The 18,801-nt window shown below is 46.3% G+C and carries 17 protein-coding genes; 8 read left to right on the forward strand and 9 right to left on the reverse strand.

Annotated features, from left to right (window positions below; genetic code table 11):
- Positions 1 to 31: 31 nt before the first annotated feature.
- The gene (locus tag L9P36_RS07180) at positions 32 to 217 is read right to left on the reverse strand and encodes a hypothetical protein (RefSeq protein WP_237466033.1); all 186 of its coding nucleotides are present in this window, start codon (positions 215 to 217) and stop codon (positions 32 to 34) included.
- A 215-nt stretch (positions 218 to 432) separates the two neighbouring features.
- On the opposite strand from L9P36_RS07180, the gene L9P36_RS07185 reads away from it, so the two are divergent.
- Positions 433 to 1,197, forward strand: coding sequence for a family 16 glycosylhydrolase (locus L9P36_RS07185; protein ID WP_237466034.1), 765 nt, complete (start codon positions 433 to 435; stop codon positions 1,195 to 1,197).
- Positions 1,198 to 1,246: 49 nt separating this feature from the next.
- On the opposite strand, the gene nsrR is transcribed toward L9P36_RS07185, so the two are convergent.
- The gene (gene nsrR / locus L9P36_RS07190; protein ID WP_237466035.1) at positions 1,247 to 1,672 is read right to left on the reverse strand and encodes a nitric oxide-sensing transcriptional repressor NsrR; all 426 of its coding nucleotides are present in this window, start codon (positions 1,670 to 1,672) and stop codon (positions 1,247 to 1,249) included.
- A gap of 114 nt (positions 1,673 to 1,786) precedes the next feature.
- Between nsrR and hmpA the strand changes: the two genes are divergently transcribed.
- Positions 1,787 to 2,971 carry an NO-inducible flavohemoprotein gene (gene hmpA, locus L9P36_RS07195; protein ID WP_237466036.1) on the forward strand — a complete coding sequence of 395 codons (1,185 nt, stop codon included), beginning with the start codon at positions 1,787 to 1,789 and terminating at the stop codon, positions 2,969 to 2,971.
- Positions 2,972 to 3,137: 166 nt separating this feature from the next.
- On the opposite strand, the gene L9P36_RS07200 is transcribed toward hmpA, so the two are convergent.
- The 3 genes from L9P36_RS07200 to L9P36_RS07210 are packed head-to-tail and all read right to left on the reverse strand — an operon-like array spanning position 3,138 to position 7,141.
- Positions 3,138 to 4,706 carry a hydantoinase/oxoprolinase family protein gene (locus L9P36_RS07200; RefSeq protein WP_237466037.1) on the reverse strand — a complete coding sequence of 523 codons (1,569 nt, stop codon included), beginning with the start codon at positions 4,704 to 4,706 and terminating at the stop codon, positions 3,138 to 3,140.
- A 1-nt stretch (position 4,707) separates the two neighbouring features.
- Positions 4,708 to 5,853 (reverse strand): S-methyl thiohydantoin desulfurase family protein, encoded by a 1,146-nt coding sequence (locus tag L9P36_RS07205; protein ID WP_237466038.1) that lies wholly within the window; start codon positions 5,851 to 5,853, stop codon positions 4,708 to 4,710.
- Positions 5,843 to 7,141 carry a cytosine permease gene (locus L9P36_RS07210; RefSeq protein WP_237466039.1) on the reverse strand — a complete coding sequence of 433 codons (1,299 nt, stop codon included), beginning with the start codon at positions 7,139 to 7,141 and terminating at the stop codon, positions 5,843 to 5,845. The genes L9P36_RS07205 and L9P36_RS07210 overlap by 11 nt, the downstream gene beginning before the upstream one ends.
- A gap of 130 nt (positions 7,142 to 7,271) precedes the next feature.
- Between L9P36_RS07210 and L9P36_RS07215 the strand changes: the two genes are divergently transcribed.
- Entirely contained in the window at positions 7,272 to 8,219 is a 948-nt protein-coding gene (locus L9P36_RS07215) for a LysR family transcriptional regulator (protein ID WP_237466040.1), read from the forward strand.
- A 205-nt stretch (positions 8,220 to 8,424) separates the two neighbouring features.
- Positions 8,425 to 9,258 (forward strand): phospholipase A, encoded by an 834-nt coding sequence (locus L9P36_RS07220; protein ID WP_435532733.1) that lies wholly within the window; start codon positions 8,425 to 8,427, stop codon positions 9,256 to 9,258.
- Positions 9,259 to 9,366: 108 nt separating this feature from the next.
- On the opposite strand, the gene creD is transcribed toward L9P36_RS07220, so the two are convergent.
- From creD to L9P36_RS07235, 3 genes are all read right to left on the reverse strand, one after another.
- The gene (gene creD / locus L9P36_RS07225) at positions 9,367 to 10,800 is read right to left on the reverse strand and encodes a cell envelope integrity protein CreD (protein WP_237467882.1); all 1,434 of its coding nucleotides are present in this window, start codon (positions 10,798 to 10,800) and stop codon (positions 9,367 to 9,369) included.
- Positions 10,801 to 11,021: 221 nt separating this feature from the next.
- Complete coding sequence (gene creC / locus L9P36_RS07230; protein ID WP_237466041.1) at positions 11,022 to 12,464, reverse strand: two-component system sensor histidine kinase CreC; 1,443 nt, start codon at positions 12,462 to 12,464, stop codon at positions 11,022 to 11,024.
- Entirely contained in the window at positions 12,464 to 13,303 is an 840-nt protein-coding gene (locus tag L9P36_RS07235; RefSeq protein WP_237466042.1) for a response regulator, read from the reverse strand. Before L9P36_RS07235 ends, creC begins: the two co-directional genes overlap by 1 nt.
- A 334-nt stretch (positions 13,304 to 13,637) precedes the next feature.
- On the opposite strand from L9P36_RS07235, the gene L9P36_RS07240 reads away from it, so the two are divergent.
- Both L9P36_RS07240 and L9P36_RS07245 read left to right on the forward strand, forming a co-directional pair.
- The gene (locus L9P36_RS07240; RefSeq protein ID WP_237466043.1) at positions 13,638 to 13,955 is read left to right on the forward strand and encodes a hypothetical protein; all 318 of its coding nucleotides are present in this window, start codon (positions 13,638 to 13,640) and stop codon (positions 13,953 to 13,955) included.
- Between the two features lie 158 nt (positions 13,956 to 14,113).
- On the forward strand, positions 14,114 to 14,350 hold the full coding sequence (locus L9P36_RS07245; protein WP_237466044.1) for a hypothetical protein: 237 nt from the start codon (positions 14,114 to 14,116) through the stop codon (positions 14,348 to 14,350).
- Positions 14,351 to 14,369: 19 nt separating this feature from the next.
- Here L9P36_RS07245 and L9P36_RS07250 read toward each other — a convergent pair whose 3' ends face one another.
- Positions 14,370 to 15,386, reverse strand: a complete 1,017-nt coding sequence (locus L9P36_RS07250) for a hypothetical protein (protein WP_237466045.1) — start codon at positions 15,384 to 15,386, stop codon at positions 14,370 to 14,372.
- Between the two features lie 258 nt (positions 15,387 to 15,644).
- Here L9P36_RS07250 and L9P36_RS16405 point away from each other — a divergent pair, with 258 nt between their 5' ends.
- Together L9P36_RS16405 and L9P36_RS07260 are read left to right on the forward strand one after the other, a co-directional pair.
- Positions 15,645 to 16,220 carry a prepilin-type N-terminal cleavage/methylation domain-containing protein gene (locus L9P36_RS16405; protein ID WP_290368680.1) on the forward strand — a complete coding sequence of 192 codons (576 nt, stop codon included), beginning with the start codon at positions 15,645 to 15,647 and terminating at the stop codon, positions 16,218 to 16,220.
- 675 nt (positions 16,221 to 16,895) lie between these two features.
- On the forward strand, positions 16,896 to 18,641 hold the full coding sequence (locus tag L9P36_RS07260; protein WP_237466046.1) for a pyridoxal phosphate-dependent decarboxylase family protein: 1,746 nt from the start codon (positions 16,896 to 16,898) through the stop codon (positions 18,639 to 18,641).
- Positions 18,642 to 18,801: the final 160 nt, after the last annotated feature.

Raw genomic sequence — 18,801 nt, forward strand, 5'->3', positions numbered from 1 at the left:
AGCAAAAAGCCGCTTCACGCGGCTTTATCTGTTATTTCATCGCACGTTTCATTTCCGCAAGTTCGCTTAATAAATGCAGTTGCTGCTGTGCATAGGTTTCAGTCAATGTGGTCATTTGCTGCTCTAATTGACTGACGCGCGCGGTTAATTGCGTGTTTTGCTGCATTAAGCGCTGATTCATCAACGCAAAATATTCATCCAGTTGTTCCATCAACATATGCATCTCCTTGTCTAATCCAACCGAACATTTATAACAAATTCAAACGCCTGAAATTTGAGCGCCCATCGCAAAACGCTCATTATTTGTGCGATGGTGTTGGCTATGCACATAACGCGTCACTATTCGCAATAAAGATACAAACATCGCCCAATGAATCATGCGCTGTATCACCTTTTATGCCTACATTTTTTATGGCACAGAAGGAGTTTTACATGCATCCAATACTTTCGATTTTCGCCATCACCGCACTTTCGACCCTTGCCACCACAAGCCATGCAAAAAAAGTGAACGATTCACTCGATGCCTTTGCGCCAGAAACATGGGAGATCGCAGATGGATGGCATAACGGTTACCCCTTTCTCAGCGATTGGCGTCATGATCGCGTCACCTTTAGTGATCAATCGATGCAAATTCAGTTGCGACAAAACCACGATGGCTCTTGGTCATCAGGCGAAGTACGCAGTAAAGACTACTTTGGCAATGGTTGCTTCCAAGTAGAAATAAAGCCGGTCCGCGCCGATGGTGTAGTGAGTGCCTTTTTTCTCTTTGCAGGTCACTTTGACCAAGACCGAAAAAGCAATGGCATCCATAACGAGATCGATATTGAGTTTTTGGGAATGAACACCAATTTGGTGCAGTTCAATTACTGGACCAATGATGATGGCTACGAAAATGCGCACGAACATCTGCACTATTTAAATTTTGATGCTGCCGATGACTTTCACCACTACGCCATTGAGTGGAGCGATCGCGCGATCAAATGGTTTATCGACGGCGAGCTTGTGCACCAAATCAATGACAGTGCCAGTGATCCCATACCATCCAGCAAAGAAACACGCTTTAAAGTGATGACCAACGTTTGGGCGGCGCATCCAGACTTAAGTAATTGGACGGGGAGTTTTGATAGTCAAACACACCAAAGCTATCAAGCTGAGTACAAAAACTACCAATACAACCCAGGTAAATGCCGGTTTTAGAGACAAAACAGGCCGCATGATGCGGCCTGTTTTGTCGTTGTTTATTCGATTAAGGCGGAGATAACAAAATCAGCAACTCTTGGTTGTCATTCAATAGATCGGCAATGGTGCAGTGCTCAAGCTCAGCCAAAAAAACATTCTTCGCTTGCGCGAGTTTTTCTTTCAGCCGACACGCAGGAGTGATATGACAAAATTCTACGCTGCAATTGACCAATGTCAGCGGCTCTAAATCCCGAATCACTTGACCTACGGTGATCGCATTGGCTGCGACCATCAGCTGAATGCCGCCATTTTTTCCGCGTACCGTGCGAATGTATCCCAAGTGACCCAGTTTATTGATCACTTTGACCATGTGGTTTCTTGAGACATCAAAAAGCGCTGACACCTCGCTAATGCTGGTGCGGCGTTCGTCTGGCAAAGAGGCCAAAAATATCAATGTTCTAAGCGCGTAATCGGTAAAGCTGGTTAACTGCATCCGTCCCTCCTGTGGCGCGAAAGTCTAATTCACTTCTTGCTTAAAAGATACATTTCAGATACAACATTAAACATGCATTAAAAATACATCTTATAAAAACCCAAAGGAAGTCCTATGCTCAGCCGTCAAACCATCGATATCGTCAAAGCGACCGCCCCCCTCATCGCAGAGACCGGCCCTAAGCTCACCGCGCATTTTTACGATCGCATGTTTGCCCATAATCCAGAGCTCAAAGATATTTTCAATATGAGTAACCAGCGCAACGGCCACCAGCGTGAAGCGCTGTTTAACGCCATTTGTGCCTATGCTGCCAATATCGAAAATATCGGCGCTTTACTTGGCGCAGTGGAAAAAATCGCGCAGAAACACGCCAGCTTTTTGATCACCGCCGATCAATATCAAATTGTCGGTCATCACCTACTCGCCACCATTGATGAGCTCTTCTCTCCCGGTCAAGAGGTGCTAGATGCATGGGCAGAAGCCTATGGCGTGCTTGCCAATGTATTTATTCAGCGAGAGCAACAAATTTATGATGATAACGCCGCGCAACAAGGCGGATGGCAGGGTTTGCGTGAATTTAAACTGGTTGAAAAAATCCAACAAAGCAGCACCATCACCAGCTTTGTTTTTGAACCCAGCGATGGTGGTTTGGTTAGCCGTTTTAAACCGGGACAATATATTGGTATCTATCTCAACAGCCCAAGCTTTAAAAACCAAGAGATTCGCCAATACAGCCTCTCCAGCGCGCCGCAGCCAAATCGCTACCGCATCTCAGTGAAACGCGAAGATGGCGGCCAGGTTTCAAATTATCTGCATGACGAGCTCAATCTTGGTGATACCGTAAAACTCACCACCCCATCGGGCGATTTCTTTATTGATGTCACGCCGTCGCAACCTGTGGCGCTGATCTCAGGCGGTGTGGGTCTGACGCCCATGCTATCCATGCTGGAAAGTCTTGCCTCACATCAAGCACCGATTCACTGGGTTCATGCCACTGAAAACGGTGAGCAGCATGCCTTTAAAGATGAGATCAATGCGCTGCTTGCAAACCATCACAGCGCGACATCATCCATTTGGTATCGCGAGCCGCAGGCGCAAGACAAACCAGGTGTGGATTATCAGCACCAAGGTTTGGTGGACTTAACCCATCTCGAATCACTGCGTGCAGATACCGATACCCAGTATTATTTCTGTGGTCCAACCGCATTTATGCAGCATATTGCCAAGCAATTGATTGATTTAGGCGTGTCACAAAGCCAGCTTCATTACGAATGCTTTGGCCCGCATCGTGTGCTTTAACCACACAAAACATGGCGCAAGATAAGCAAAAGCCAAAGCCAAAGCCAAAGCCAACCAGAAGATAAAACAAAGCCGCTCCCTGAGCGGCTTTTTAATGCGTTTTGGATGCGAAAGACAAAATCGACAAACGAACTGTTGATTTAATATCTGGCGCTATTTTGCAATGTTAAGCAATGGGACCGGCCACTTTGATTTTGACATGCACCATATTGCCCTGCAGGTAACTCAGCGGAATTTCGCTTTTCTCAATCACTGCCAGCGCGCTCGCATCGGCGCCTGCTTCAATGGCAATGGCTTTCGCTTCTTGCTCAAGACTCGCCATCACGGCTTTACGCTCAGCCACAGGAATCGGCACAATTTTATCGAGCTGACCGGAAATCTCGCCTAGCGCCACACCAATGGCATTGGCCACTTCAAAATGAAGTGGGCGCACCACTTCGCTGACGCCTTCAAAGTGATTGGGCATCAGCGCGCTACCGCCACCAACCAGAATCACTGGCACTTTATCGGCAGAGGTTTTCATCTTATCAATACCCTCTTCCACCACGGCCACCATGCGCTGATACACCGCGCTTGCTTTGTCCGCGCTCAGTGAAATCGCCTGAGCAGGATGCGTGTCATCGTGCCAGCTCATCGCGCCATGGGTCAGCGCCACATCGGTCAGAGTCAAGATGTCACCGCCAAAACTTAAAGCACGCTCGGTGAGCTGATGCCCCACACTTTGTGGCCCTAATTCAATGGCATCATGCCCATTCATCGCCACCATGGTGCCGCCACCAATGGCCAGCGCCAAAATATCTGGCATGCGAAAATTGGTGCGCACCTCACCAAGCTCTACGGCAGCACTGGATTCGCGCGGATAGCCATGAGTCAGTGCACCAATATCTGAGGTGGTGCCCCCTACATCGACCACAATGGCATCGGCCAATTGCGTCAGATGTGATGCGCCGCGAATGGAATTGGTTGGCCCGCACGCAACGGTCAAAATAGGATATTTCAGCGCAAATTCCTGCGACATCAAGGTGCCATCGTTTTGACCAAAATATGGTGTGACATGAATCTGATGCTTGACCAACGCTTGGCAAAAGCCATCCACAAAACGCTTGGCCGTACCTTGCAACGCGGCATTTAAAATGGTGGCGTTTTCACGCTCTAGCAGTCCCAAACTGCCCACTTTATGTGACAGCGAAATATTCACAGCGGGTAGCGCATCACTCACCCATTTCGCCACTTGCAGCTCTTGTTCACCATTGACTGGCGAAAACACCCCACAAATGGCAATGGAGTCCACCTTGCCTTGCATCTGTTGGCATAGTGCGAAGATCTCATCAAAATCAACCGCAGCTATCTCTTGGCCATCGTATTCATAGCCGCCATGGGCTTGATAAAAATGCTCGCCCAGCAAGGCTTGCCACGCTTTGCTCCAACCACAGAGCGGCGGCACACTACTCCCACTTGGCAGGGCTAAGCGAATCATACCGACCCGATCTAAGCCTTTGCGCTCAACAATGGCATTGGTGCATTGGGTGGTACCTAACATCGCATATTGAATCTGCGAACCTTGAATCTTTGCCTGCGCAAGCAATGCGGCAATGGCATGATCAATCCCAGTGGAAACATCGGCGCTGGTTGGCACCTTGATTTTAGCGACACAGTTCAGCGCGCTGTCTAGCAGCACACCATCCGTATTGGTGCCGCCCACATCAATGCCCAGTCGATAATTAAGCTCCGTCATATTAGGCCTCCAAACCATCGTTACAGGTGTACATTTGATAAAGCAGCTCAATGGGTTGATAGGCCACGGGATAGCCAAAATAGTTCGGCCCCACGACCTCGATCCCCTTCTCGGTGCGCCATTTTTCATCACATGGATAAGCAATCAAATCCACGCGCTGGCCATATCGCAATTGCTCCGTGGTAATGGGATGACCTGTCTCATGATCCAAAATTGAAATTAAATCAGGTGTACAAGCGAGCAAGGTGGTATCTGACAGATCTTCTGAGCTGTCGCCACCATGTGCCACCAAAAGCTCGTTTTGAAAATGCACATAGGCAATATCAATGGCATTGCTTGAAGCCTGCTTGGCTAGCTGCTCAATGGTAACGCACCCAGTGGCAAAACCGCCGCTGGTGTTGCGCTCAATATCCACAATTTTGCCCGTTAAAATGCGATAACCACCGACGATATTGAGCACCGCCTCAACGCCGCTTTTACCCGCATCGTTGGCCATGCGAATCGCTTCACCAATTTTCTGCGCTTTACTCAGTGTGGCGTTGAGCGCACTACTTTTTAGCGCTTTACCGCGCATCGGATAATCACAAATTGAAGAAGATCCACCCATTTGCTCTGTAATCGGACGCGCAAAACGCTCAGACCACACGCCATCAATCGGATAAAGCGTGACCACATTGCCCTTTTCATCGGCCATGGTATTGGGCGCAGAAGGCAAACCATCCAAATAGAAAGTCACCATTTGCGACTCAGGAAAAGCGCGGCCCATGGCATCGCAATCAATCACAGGAATCCCTTTTTGCGCAGCGACTAAAATAGGGATCAGTGAGTTAAATCCGCCCACCTCAATGGGAAAAGTCGCTTGAATGGATTGGCCAAGGGCTTTCTCCATGGCTTCAAAAGCCACGGTCATTTGCGATGTAGAATTGATTTTCTCGATAGAGACCGTAGGCGCGCCCATCATTGATGAAGGCACCACCATCCAATCATCTTCAACCTGCTCAAGGGCAATCAGCTCAACGGGTTTGACCGCATTGGCAATGGCTACTTTCGCCATCAGCGCGCCACTATAGGGATCGCCGCCGCCGCCAGTGCCAAGTACCGTGGCACCTAATGCGATGTCATCGATCATCTGGTCATTAATAATCACAAGCTGTCTCCTTACTACCAATCGAGATTTTTACCAGTGCCACGTACGCCAACATGGCGGCCACTATGCCATCAATGGCTGAAATATTTGTGATTGTGAAAAGGCCAAGAAACTCAGGTGCAGTGCAAGCACTAATCAAACTACCAAAGCCCCATGCCATCAGTCCTTTCACCAGCCAGTCCGGTGCATTTTGAATCGCGGCAAAGGTCAGGCGCTGCGGATCCAACAGGTAATACTGTGCTAAATAAACACCCGCTGATGGCGCAATAGTGACGCCAAGTAGGGTCAAAAAGCTGGTGAATTTATCCACCATGCCAAACTGGGCGATACAGATAGCCACGACGGTCATCATCACCACCAACACAGGACGAGGGATCCGCGGCATCGCCACAGACAAGCCCAAGGCTGCCGAGCACAAATTGCTACTGTTAGTGGTCCACTGGGCAAAGACCAAAATAATAATGGCGGCCATGCCAAGGCCTAAAGAGAAGAACACATTCACTAGATTGTCGGTGCCCGTCATTTGGGTCAGGAGCAAGGCGACCACGATAATGGCGCTATTACCGAGCAAAAAGCCAAATCCTGCCCCTAAAATCGCATCACGACGTGTTTTGGCGTAACGGGCGATATCGGGTGCGGCGACCGCAGCAAGGATCCAGATCGCCATCACATATGAAATGGCTTCACCCATGGACAATGGCGCACTGATTTGATGCGTCTCTGTCGCCGTTAAGCTGCTGGCTGAATAAAGGCCAAAGGTAATCAGGCTCACCATCAAAGGAACCGAATAAGTGCTGAGTTTTCCCAAAGCGCGCACGCCATAAATAGCGGTGATCATCATCAGCAATGCGCCAGCGACTAACGCCACAAAATGGCTGATCACAATGCCGTATTTGGCCAGCGCTTCCACCATAATGAGTGCAAAAAAATCAGCCTGAAAAGCAAACCACCCCACCAGCGATATGCCATTGATAATCCCCAGTAGCTTTCCGCCTTGGCGACCAAATACCGCGCTACTGACAAGCGGCGTAGACACACCCGCCTGATAGCCAATGTTGGCACAGAGCATTGCCAATACTGACAAAATGGCAGAGCCAGCAAAGGTGGCGAACAAGGCATCCTCAATGGCAAGGCCGCTACTTAAAAAAGCGCCCAAATATAGCCCAGAGATATCAATACCAATGGCCAGCCAAATGAGGCTAATCACATACCAAGAACGCTTGGCTCGCTTGGGCACAGGCGTTAATTCAAAATCATCTATCTTATGTTTTACCGTCTGTGCGTCCATCCTTGACCTCACCTTACAATTAAAAATAAATATTCATATAAATCACATAAACAACATTATCAATTTGTCACATTCCAATAAATACATATTATTAAATGCAAGCATTTGAATTTCGTTATGTATTAAATCCATGGCACTTCATATAGAAAAACTCGATAAACGCGACCTGCGCAAACTAGAACTTTTTTGTGAAATCGTTGAACAAGGCGGGATTAGCAACGCTACGGTGAGTACGGGCTTGAGTCAACCTGTACTGAGTAATCAGTTAATATCTTTAGAAGGGAGTCTCGGTGTTACCCTTTGCAAACGAGGACGTAGTGGTTTTGAGCTCACCGAGGAAGGCCATCTTGTGTATGGTTATGCAAATGAGCTCAGTGCACTACTTAGCGAATTTGCCAGCAAGCTCAATGGGGTGCAAAGCAAACTAACGGGCCACGTGCGGATCGGGTGCCTTGATAATACGGTGTCCTTGCAGCATAACCCCCTCACCCAAGCCATTGAGGCATTTTATCAATTGAGTGATGCCGTCGAGATCACCCTTGAGGTGGGCGATTTTACGGTGCTGCATGAAAAATTGCTCAAAAACCAGTTGGATATGATGATCGTGGTGCTTACAGAGCACAACACCAACCGCTTTGAGCATGTGGTGCCGCTATTTACTGAGCAAAGTTGTCTCTATGCGCGCCGCGATCGCGCTGAACAATTGGCCGCGCGTCACTACGACCTTGAAGGTGAACGCATCAACATTGGTGGATATGCGGTTGAAACCATGTGCCAGCTGCTTGCGCTGGACCAATATCAGAAAATTCATGTGGTGGATGGCTGGCATGTGGAGTCGAGTTTAATGCTCACTCGCGCGGGCACTCATTTAAGCTTTTTGCCGACTCACCTTATTGATAACCATATCAACCACTATGATTTGGTCGCACTGCAGCCTAAGCGCTGGCAATTTCAAAGCCAGTTTTCAGTGGTTTTAAAGTGTGAAGAAAAACGCCTATCACCCGCTGCACGAGCTTTTTTCCATACCCTGCAATCACATTCACAATTTAAGTCGGACATTCAATCAACCAGCGAATAAAGATATAAATAAAGATAAAGCTGCGCCCGCTAGCATTCTAAACTGAGTGAAGATGGTATTTTTACCCCATTGTCTAACGACCATTTCTTATTCAGGGATCGATATGACAGCTCGTCAACACCGCGCGACCCGTGATTTCAGCGCAAATGATGCGATACACAGCCAAACAAAACCCGCTACGCATCAAGCAATAAAGAACAGTGCCATGAACCATGCCAACAACAAACGCATCACCATGGCGCTATTTGCAGCGCTATTGAGTGCGCCCGTCTTAGCGCAAGGCCTACAAATTCACGAGGAAAACTATTTTTTACCTGCTTATCATGAATCGAAGGTGAACCAAGACCGCTTTGCGCCAATGAATCCTAATGGTCATGAAGCAAAATCCACCTTGATTCAATTTCAGCTTAGTTTGAAATATCAGCTCCTTAGCCTTAATTGGAACCCACTTGCACAGGCACTCAATCCACAAGCGTTGAATCAACAAGTGCATGAGCAGCAACCACAAGATGGCATTTATGTCGCTTATACCCAGCGCTCAAATTGGGAAGCCTATGACGATTCAGCCTACTTTCGCGATCACCAATATAACCCAGAGATTTTCTATCGCATCCATGGCAAGCCTTGGCAGCTCACTTTTGGCTTTGAGCATGACTCAAACGGTGCAGGCGGCACTGAGGAAGTGAGCTGGAATCGCCTCTATATCGATGCAAAATGGCAGCAGCCTTGGGGCTTTATTCGTTTTCGACCCTGGATGCGTGTTGGTGACCTTCCCTACAATCCAAATATCTCCGATTTTCTTGGCTATGGTGAAATGGAAATTCAATGGCAACCCACAGCGCAGCAATCACTGCAATTTCAGGTGGCTAATTTTTTTACCGACGATTGGAATAAAGGCTTTTATCGTATTTCATGGAACTTCCCACTGGTGCAAGAGCTGCGTGGTTATATCAAAGCGGAAACTGGGTATGGCTTGACCATCTCAAATTACAACTTTAGAGACAGTGCCATTGGCCTTGGTTTTGCCTTTGGGCTTTAGCGATTTAGCGATTTAGCGATTTAGCGATTTAGCGATTTAGCGATTTAGGTAAACATAACAAAGCCCGCATTAGCGAGCTTTGTCATTTGATTAAGCGGACCTATCGCTCTATTTCGATGGTTCATCTTTGCTTGTGCTTAAGATGGGGTTTCGCTCATAGGATGCGAACCAATCATCGACTTTGGGTTGGGTCTCACCATCGGGCTGCTGCGCCGCGGTTGCCTCTTCATTGGATGAGCGCTTGGCACCATAGGCATACCAGTCCACATCACGTGTCAGAATCATCAGGACACTCAGCACTGCAAAACAAAGCGTGGTTCCCATCAGTAGTGCATAGCTTTCAGCTTGGAGCAAACCAAAGAGCATGCCATAGAGGGCGAGCAGTCCTGCTGCAAAAAGCGCACCATGCTTTCTATTTTTAAGAATCCCCGAGACATAGATACTGAGCAGCGCTGTCGATGCCAAAGCAGAGACGCTATAGGCGAGATTAAAACCAATGTGCTCACTAAAGGAGATGAGCACTAAGTAAAATAGTGCTAGCGCCAAGCCGACAAAACCATATTGCACTGGGTGTACTGGGCGCGCTTGAAAGATCTCCAGTAAGAAGAAGCTCGCAAACACCATCATAATCACCAAGGCAGCATAGTTCACCGCACGGTAAGATTTTAGGTAGTGATCCACAGGCTCAATCAAGGCCACACCCATTTGGCGCTTGGCCAATGCATCGCAGGCGGCGCCACGCGTCACACAGGCATCAATCAAACTACCGATATTGCTCGATAAATGATTACTTGACCACTGCGCGGTAAACCCAGAGTCTTGAATCTTCGAGGAAATTGGCAATGAGTCCCCAATAAAGCTTGGATGCGGCCACTCAGAGGACATGGTCACCTCTGTCATTTTACCAATAGGCGCAACTTTAAGCTCGCCCATCCCTTGTAGTAGGAAGTTCAAATCAAAACGAACTGGCGCTGACAAATTCAAATAACGCACATCGATTGGGCTATAAAAACCCTGAGAAAGCGTGTCGATACTGGTGCCGGGATAAACTGTGAGATTGTGACCGGCTAGTGTCATTTGATCTAAACGCAATAAACCGCGGCTATCTTTCACGCTGACAATCAAGGCCACACCTTTGATTTGGTCATGACTGAGATCAGTCAACGCACTGAGATCAAAGGTGCCTTGCAAGGATGTTTGCGCGTTATACAGGCGCGCATGGTAAATCCCGCGATATTTTTCAAAGCTGCTGAGCTTGGCATTCACATCATAATCATTGGGTAAAATCAGTCGCTGGCGCATCACTTGCTGTGGCTTGCCATCCACCTCAGTGGTATCGCTGTAAAGGACACGAATAATCGGCCCGACAATCTGCTGCGCGCCACTGCTACTGGCGGCAATTTCTTGAATCACGTTTTGCTGTAGTTTGTCGCGATCTTGAATAAGGCTCTTGACCATGGACACTGGAATTAAGACGAGAAAAAACAGCACGATGACACATGCAAATTTCGACATTAATGGATGTTCAAATATATTTTTCATCATTTGGTTCCCCCTTGAGTTGCTGCCATTGTAAAAAGGCAAGATGGAGAACAAATGGAGCCAATATGGAGATTATGTGGAGATTGCGCCTGATTTCAGATAATAAGTGCGACAATGACACGTACAAAAACGCAGGCTAAAAAGCCTGCGCAAAAATCACAACGTCCCATCAAAAAGCTACATCATGAAGTTAAATGAAGAAGCTCAATCAAGAGACTCAATTAAGAAGCAATGGGCAAATAAAGACTAACTTTGACCCCTATCTCGCTATTTTCAATGTGCAGTGCGCCGCGGTGTAACTGCATCACCTGCTCCACAAAATTCAGGCCAAGGCCGGTACTTTTCACCCCATTGGCGCGTGGCAAAGAATAAAAACGCTCGGTTAAACGCGCGAGTGCGTAATCTGGAATATGGGGACCTGAGTTTTCAATGGATAGTTGTAACATGTCTTGCGACAGCGCTGCGCGCCATATGATTTGGCCATGAGGCGCGACGAAGTCCAGCGCATTATCCATTAAGTTAAACAGCGCTTGTTTAAGTAAAAATGCCTCGCCCATCACCCAGAATTGATCATCAACCAAAATGTGACACTGTAGCGTTTTTGCCGTCAGTTTCGCATCTGCTGCAGCCACAACGGATTCAACCATGGTTTTGACACAAATAAGCTCAAGCGCATCTAATTGCGGTTTTTTCTCCAATCGTGCCAACTGCAATAACCGATCAATCAAGGACTGCATGCGATCGCTTTCCCGCTCAATGTTACCCGCAAAGCGCAGAATTTCAGGCTCAGTTAAGGGCAGCTGCAAAATTTCACTGGCACCTTTAATGGCAGATAGTGGACTTTTCAGCTCATGCGTCAGGGTTTCTACATAAGTTTCTACATATTGTTTACCATCAAGCTGATTGCGCATTTTTTCGAGGGCGTCACTGAGTGTTGCATATTCATAAAACACGCGAAACTGCGGCTTGGCCACCTTTTCCCCTGCCCCCAACTTCTCCGCATAACGCTCTAATTTTTGTAGCGCCGCATGGGTTCGCCAAGCAAACACCCCGCCGACCAAGAGTACCACCACCCCCATGGCGAAAATCCAATACACCAGATTGCGCTTAGTGAGATCGATAAAGGGCTGAATCGAACGATTGGATTTAGCGACCGTCACGCTGCCAATAATTTTGCCGTGATGATAAATCGGCGCGGCGACATGCATCACCGAAGAGAGTGGATCATTGGGGTTTTGTTTGGTGCTACGCGCACCATATTTTCCACGCAAGGTAAGATAGACATCATTCCACTGCGAAAAATCAGCGCCCACATCCTTTTGCCAAGAGTCAGCAATCACAATACCGTTTTTATCGGTAATGTAGATGCGATGATTAATATCATTTTTACCCACCTGCCAAATTTTCGCCTGGGGTTTTCGCTGACCATAGGCCATCAGCAGTTGTGCAAATCGGCTCTCAGAAATTTTACCGTTGGCCACATCTTCCTGTGCCAATACCGCCAATAAATTCGCCATATCCACCAAGGTTTCTTCGGTGGTTTGGCGCACTGTCGGTTTCAGCTCTTGCAGCACAGTTTGGGTCACGGCATAGGCGGTGATCGCCACCAGCACAAAGCACAGCAGAAAAAGACGTAAACCCAGTGGAATTTTAGGCCAGCGCATTAGTCTACATCCTGCGCGTTACGCGGTGTTGTGCGTGGTTTTGTCGCGACGTCATAGTAATAACCAAAACCGCGTTTGGTTTGAATCTGTGCATCCATTCCCACGCTGCCCATACCCACAGTACGTAGCTTGCTGCGAATCGCCTTAATATGCGAGTCGATATTTCGCTCATAACAAGCATCAACCATCATATCTGCCGCCACCATCAGCTGCTCGCGGCTCAATACATTGGGCGACACTGCCATGAGTTTGTGCAAAATCTTAAACTCAACCGCGGTCAAACCAAGCGCTTGGTCACCATGATAGTAATCAAAATTACGAGCAATAAGCGCCTGATGACTCTCGTGTGAATCCGTCGTTGATGCCTCCGCCAAGGGTGCCATCTGCTGCGTTGCGCTTGTGGCAACAACGGGCTTGGCCGCAGCCGACATCACAACCGGTGATTTAATGCGTAATTTAATGCGCGCCAAGACTTCGCGAGCGCTAAAGGGTTTGGTGACATAATCGTCGGCACCAATTTCAAGCCCCACAACTCGATCAATCTCATCATTACGGGCGGTTAAAAAAATGATGGGCACCGCAGAAAATTCACGAATAGTTTTGCAAAGCTCAAAACCGTTACCATCGGGTAAGCCCACATCTAAAAGCACCAAGGCGGGTGGCTGTATTGATTGAGGCGTGGACTCAAATAAAGATTGCTGCTTCTTTAAATATTCAAGCCCTTGCCATGCCGTGGCAAACCACTGCACATCATAGCCATCACGCTGCAATAAATAGGTGAGATTTTCAGCAATCGCCTGCTCATCTTCAATCATCACAATGGTGAGTTTTTCTTGCACGCACTTTCCCTTAATGAACTGCGGACAGACCGCGATAAAATGACGACTTATCTATGGTGCCTATCATACGTGATGGAAGTACATTCACCAATTGTGCATACAAAAAACAAATCTTTTGACGTGAATTGAATCCAAAAGTCACCTCGAGTTAATTTATGACTTATCGTCAAAATAAATATTTCATTTTTATTAATTGCTCTTCGAGATTATGACACATCACGTAATTCATAAAAAACACTAAGACATCATAATTTATTCAACTTTGAAAAATAATACACCCCGCTCAACATAACAAAACATTCATCACCCAATAGTTCACATAGAAGGTAAAGACATGAGTACAGCGGCAACACTTCAGCAATCAAGCACTAAAAAAGCAAGCGACTACACCTATCTAATTGGCAAAATTACAATGGTTATTTGTGAGTTTGGTGGCATTTTCCTCTTCTTAATTGGTGCTTACTTAATTGTAAGTGGATTAATTGATGAATTGGATGGCCGCTTCCGTTTAGAACGACTTATCATGGATCTAGTCCCAGGTGCCACGTGCTTGTTTATGGGTTTATTAACTGCCGCAATGTCACAAATTATGCGAGCAATTATTTCAACAGCAGAAACAAACCAAAAAATTCTGGAAAAATTATCTAATTAATGCATTGACTATCCGTAAGGTGCTTACCTTACGGATAGGAAAAATTTAAATGTATTATTTTCATTACACATTATTCTCATTCCTAAGCATTTTCTAAAAATTCAACACTTACCACGCAGCATAACTACCCTTGATATAAAAGTTATCGAGGATTATTTATGCAACACAGTGACAAACAACATGTTCGCGAGCTATTAATTGCCACACGTTACGGCGTATCGGCTGCGGAAATGCCGCTCATTATTGGCGTCGAGCAAGACGATGCGCTACAGATCATTCATGGCTTAATCGCCGAGAGTGAAAACATTCACAGCCTCGGCGAAAAAGAGAACCCCGCAGAACTGGTACTCTACTCCATTGGAGAGATTGATCCGCGCGTTAAAAAATATCCTTAGTACGGTTCTTCGTTATTTCTCACTGTACGGGCACAATAAAATCATACCGCTTGCCTTGGGTATAGATCGACGGGACCACTTGGGCGTTTAGCATATAGTGCTCAATGTTTTGACAGCTATAGCAAGTCCAATCCGCTACTTGCGTCACTGTCATCACGCCACCTTGTGGAAATGAAGGCATGTATAGCAAATAACCTTGGGGCAAACGCGCGGTAAGATCGAGCAAAAACTTCTCATAGCCTTCAAGCCCTTCATAGCCTTTCACTTGACCATCAATAAAGCTCTTAAAATTAGCCACGTCGCCCATAATATTGGCTTCTCGGGTAGAGACATACTGATTAGGCGCATCAATGAGGTTGGTTCGCCCATAGCCAAAGGGCTCCTGCAACATATCAAACTCACTGTAATACAAGCCAAAAAAACGCAGCGGATCATTAATCGCATAGGCGCTTTCCTGATGAATCTTGGCGCCCGTTAAACTAGCTTCCCCTTCTTCGCGCATAATAATTGGCACCAGCTTGTTGCCTTTTTCTTCAAGCAGCGCAATCGCCGTTTCACGCACGACACGACTGGCATGGCGTTTTGCTTCAAATCCATCTTTAAATGGCGTGGCATCAAGGGCGACCACCCATTGACTATGGGCTGCGACATGGTCACTGTTGGAAATGGACGAAATGCCACCACTGGCAACGCCTAAAGCGCCAGTGATGTCGCCCGATGCTAAGCCAATGAGGCCAATCAACATCAACCCGCCGCCTTTTTTTGGTTTATTCAGCGCGGTTTTCACTTCCTCTATTTCTGCTAAGGTAAAATCGCGCAGCGGACTTTCTCTGGTTTCAAAACCAAAGGTATAGGATTTCGTGAGATAAGTTTGATTGGCCATATTCAGCGCTTCGCTGTGCGTACTATCATAGGCCACAGGCACAATCACTTCAGGCTCACTGGCGCAGCCAAGCATCATCAAACTCAATATAACAAGACAGCTATAAGCGAGCTGGGTTCGCCATCGCCCGATTATCCCTTTCCTATTGGTCATTCCGTTGATTCCTTACTTGTTGATAGGTCTCTATTTTTTCGAACATCACAGGAAAATCAACGAATGTCAGAGACTTATTTAGAAATTGAGGTCGCTGCGACACTCAGGATGTAAGCGCCATTTTTCTGCACACTCATAAATGCCAACTTAGCTGTACGTTTTACCTTGCAGTGCAGCGCGAAGCTGTGATCGCCCATAGTTTCTTCTGTGCCGACTCAAGCTATAATGATGCGAGTATCAATAGCAGTTGTAGGCTGTATGAAAAAACAATCGGGCTTTACGCTTATCGAAGTGGTGGTCACCATCATTATTCTGGCGATTTTAGCCGTCATTGCCTTGCCAAAATTTATCAATCTCAAGGATGAAGCACAGTTAAGCGCCCTCACCCGTATGCGTGGCGCGGTTCTAGAGGCTATGACCACTGCCAATTCGAAATTGATTGTCCGTGGCCTGCAAGATGACCCACGCGTCTGTGATGCAGCAAGCGCTAGCAAAGACTGTGAAGACAGAGATACCGGCATTCCTGGTTGTGATGAGTCTTTTTGCTTATTTGAATATGGCTACCCTGCGGCCGATGGCGTCACCATCGCGCATTTAGTGAGTGGCATTGCTATCAACAATAGCGAGCCAGAAAATGATGATTTTGCTGCTTTTTATTCAGTGAAACACGGCACCATGGTGATCACCTTTTCGGACAACGTGGTTGTTGAGATGTCTGGCGGACAAGTATCTGGCCATCATCTTAAAAAAGATCGCTGCTATATCACCTATGAAGCAGCGCGCAACCCGCATGAGAAGCCGACCCTCTCTGAGCCAATTAATTGTGGGCCCTAATCGGTATTCATTTCTAAGACAAACAGAAGGCCGCAATTGCGGCCTTTTTTCTGCGTGCTGAGTCATTCAATCAACGCACAAGTGATTCTCTATTCAACCATAGGATGAGTTCAGCATGTTGTTAACGCGTTGCATGCTCTCTCGATTTATTTTCGATAAAATGCAGTACTTATTTGTTTGTCGTTATATATCAATCACTATTTAAACGTTGGCCGTTCTCTTACGAAATTAATAAAACACCATATTTAATCCCACTTCTCTCTTTGTTCATTCCACATAAATAACACACCCCTCGGTTAATTGAAGCATTAGTTATCGTTTGAAAATCAATCAATCCATACAGGTAAAAACCACTGTTTTTACATTCATGGAACATTAAATATATTCCTGTCAAATCAATTATTAATGATTTTTCGTGCAATAATATAAGAAATGGCATGTTATTAATTTGGTGCGGAAATATACAAAATTTGAATATTTTAGATACAAACAATAATGAAAATTTATATCCTGCTATTGTTCATTTCTTTATCAAAAAACGCTGCTAACTTAGCAAGTGTCAGCACGTTAATTTATATCGCATGCTGTGGATTATCATTGTAATAGCCTACGATTTTTAAACCATAGACTATTTCTTTGAGACTAAGTGTAATACTCACTTCAGGACTAAAAGAAATGAAAAAATATGAACAAAATTGGGATTCAGATAATCAAATCACTAATGATGCATCTAACTGGGCAAAATATCGTAAAGATATGCTGAGTGCATTTCCCGCTTATCAAAATGAGAAATCCGACCCGCTTGCAAAAGCGATCAATAAAGCAGTTGAAGCTATTGACCAATTGCGTCCAAATGGTGAAGGCCCAGCTTATCTAGGCTCTGATCCTAAACTCAACATCGACTTTGATCATGTAAAACGCATCGCCATGCCAAATGGGATGAGTACCACTGAACAAGTGATCGATGACACGGTTGCACTCTTTGAAGGGTTACCAAACTGGGGTCACCCACTCACCATGTGTAACGTGATTCCTCAAGCCAATACCGCATCCATTGTGGCTGCCGTTCTCTCTGAAATTTTCTCACCTAACATTCTTGAGGGTGAGTATTCATGGAACGTTCACCGCGCTGAACTTGAAAGCGCTGGGATGCTAGGTAACTTGTTTGGCTGGAACCCAGAAAATACCGGCTGTTTGTACACCTACGGTGGTTCAGGCTGCTGGACATACCACGTCAAATACGCCCTTAGCCGTGTTCTTAAAGATTCACGTCAAAAAGGTGTACGTACTGACGCCAAAGTGATCTGCTCACATCAAGCTCACTACACCATGCTCAACAGTACTGACTGGATGGGTCTTGGTATGGATAACGTGATTCGTGTTCGTACTGATGTACATACCAACGCCATGGACCTTCAGCATCTTGAAGAAGTCCTCAAAGAGTGTCGTGACAACGATATTCCAGTCGCGTCTGTCGTTTGTACCATGGGGACTACCGATGCCAACGCCTTCGATCCTGTAGAAGATGTGCGTAAACTCTTGGACCAATATCCAAACAACCCTGAAAAATATGGTAAAGCCTTGCTCTATTGTGACTCAGTGGTTGGCTGGGCATGGGCAACATTCAAAGAGTATGATTTTGAAGCGAACCCACTTCAGTTCTCTAAAGAGATCATTCCATCTTTGAAAGCCAACGCACAGGCACTTGCTGGCGTGCAATATGCAGATGCCATTGGTGTCGACTTCCACAAAGTGGGCTGGTCACCATACGCAAGTAGCTGCTTTGTTTACAAAGATAGCGAAGAGTTTGAAGGGCTTCTCAAACGTCCAGGGTCTGCGTATTTGCAACCTCGTTCACCTTACAACCCACTTGACTACACATTGGAAGTTTCACGTGCAGCGACTGGCTCTCTTGCTGGTTGGGCAACCATGAAATACTTTGGTTATGAAGGTTTCCAAGCCATTCTTGGCGGCATCCTTGAAAACCAACACTTCCTACGTAATGTCCTTGCCGCGCACACTGAAACTATCTGCGTAAACCCTGAAGATCATGGCTTGGTCACCCTATTCCGTGCATACCCTGAAGGGGTATTTGCTGAAGAGGAATATCGTAAAGAGCTCACTGATCCCGCTTACAAAGATCAATTGGTTCGCAATAATATGCTAACCAAAGCCATTGGTGACAAATTGTATCATTGGTTCCGTGAAGGCAAACAGATTAATGGTCGCTATACACCATATATCAGTTTCAGTACCGGCTTCCGCGTTGCAGAATATAATCGTGATGACACTGATCCAGACGCCTATATTTTTGCACTGAAAATATTCCCAATGAATGTGCATATCACACCTGAAATTATGCGCTATGCCATTGACTGTGTTCTTTTAGCAAGAGATGAAGTTCTATCAGAAACTTGTTAATTGAATTCAATGTGCCAGCAAATATAGTTTGCTGGCACATTACTTTACTCCCATTCAACTGATTCAGTTGCCGTTTATATCTGCACTAACATATTTGTGCGATAAAAATCGTATTAATACAGCTCATATATTTCGCCAGCAATGTCTCGTTGATTGAGCA

Origin of the sequence: Vibrio stylophorae (assembly GCF_921293875.1) — a bacterium.
In the GTDB taxonomy this organism is placed as follows: domain Bacteria; phylum Pseudomonadota; class Gammaproteobacteria; order Enterobacterales; family Vibrionaceae; genus Vibrio_A; species Vibrio_A stylophorae.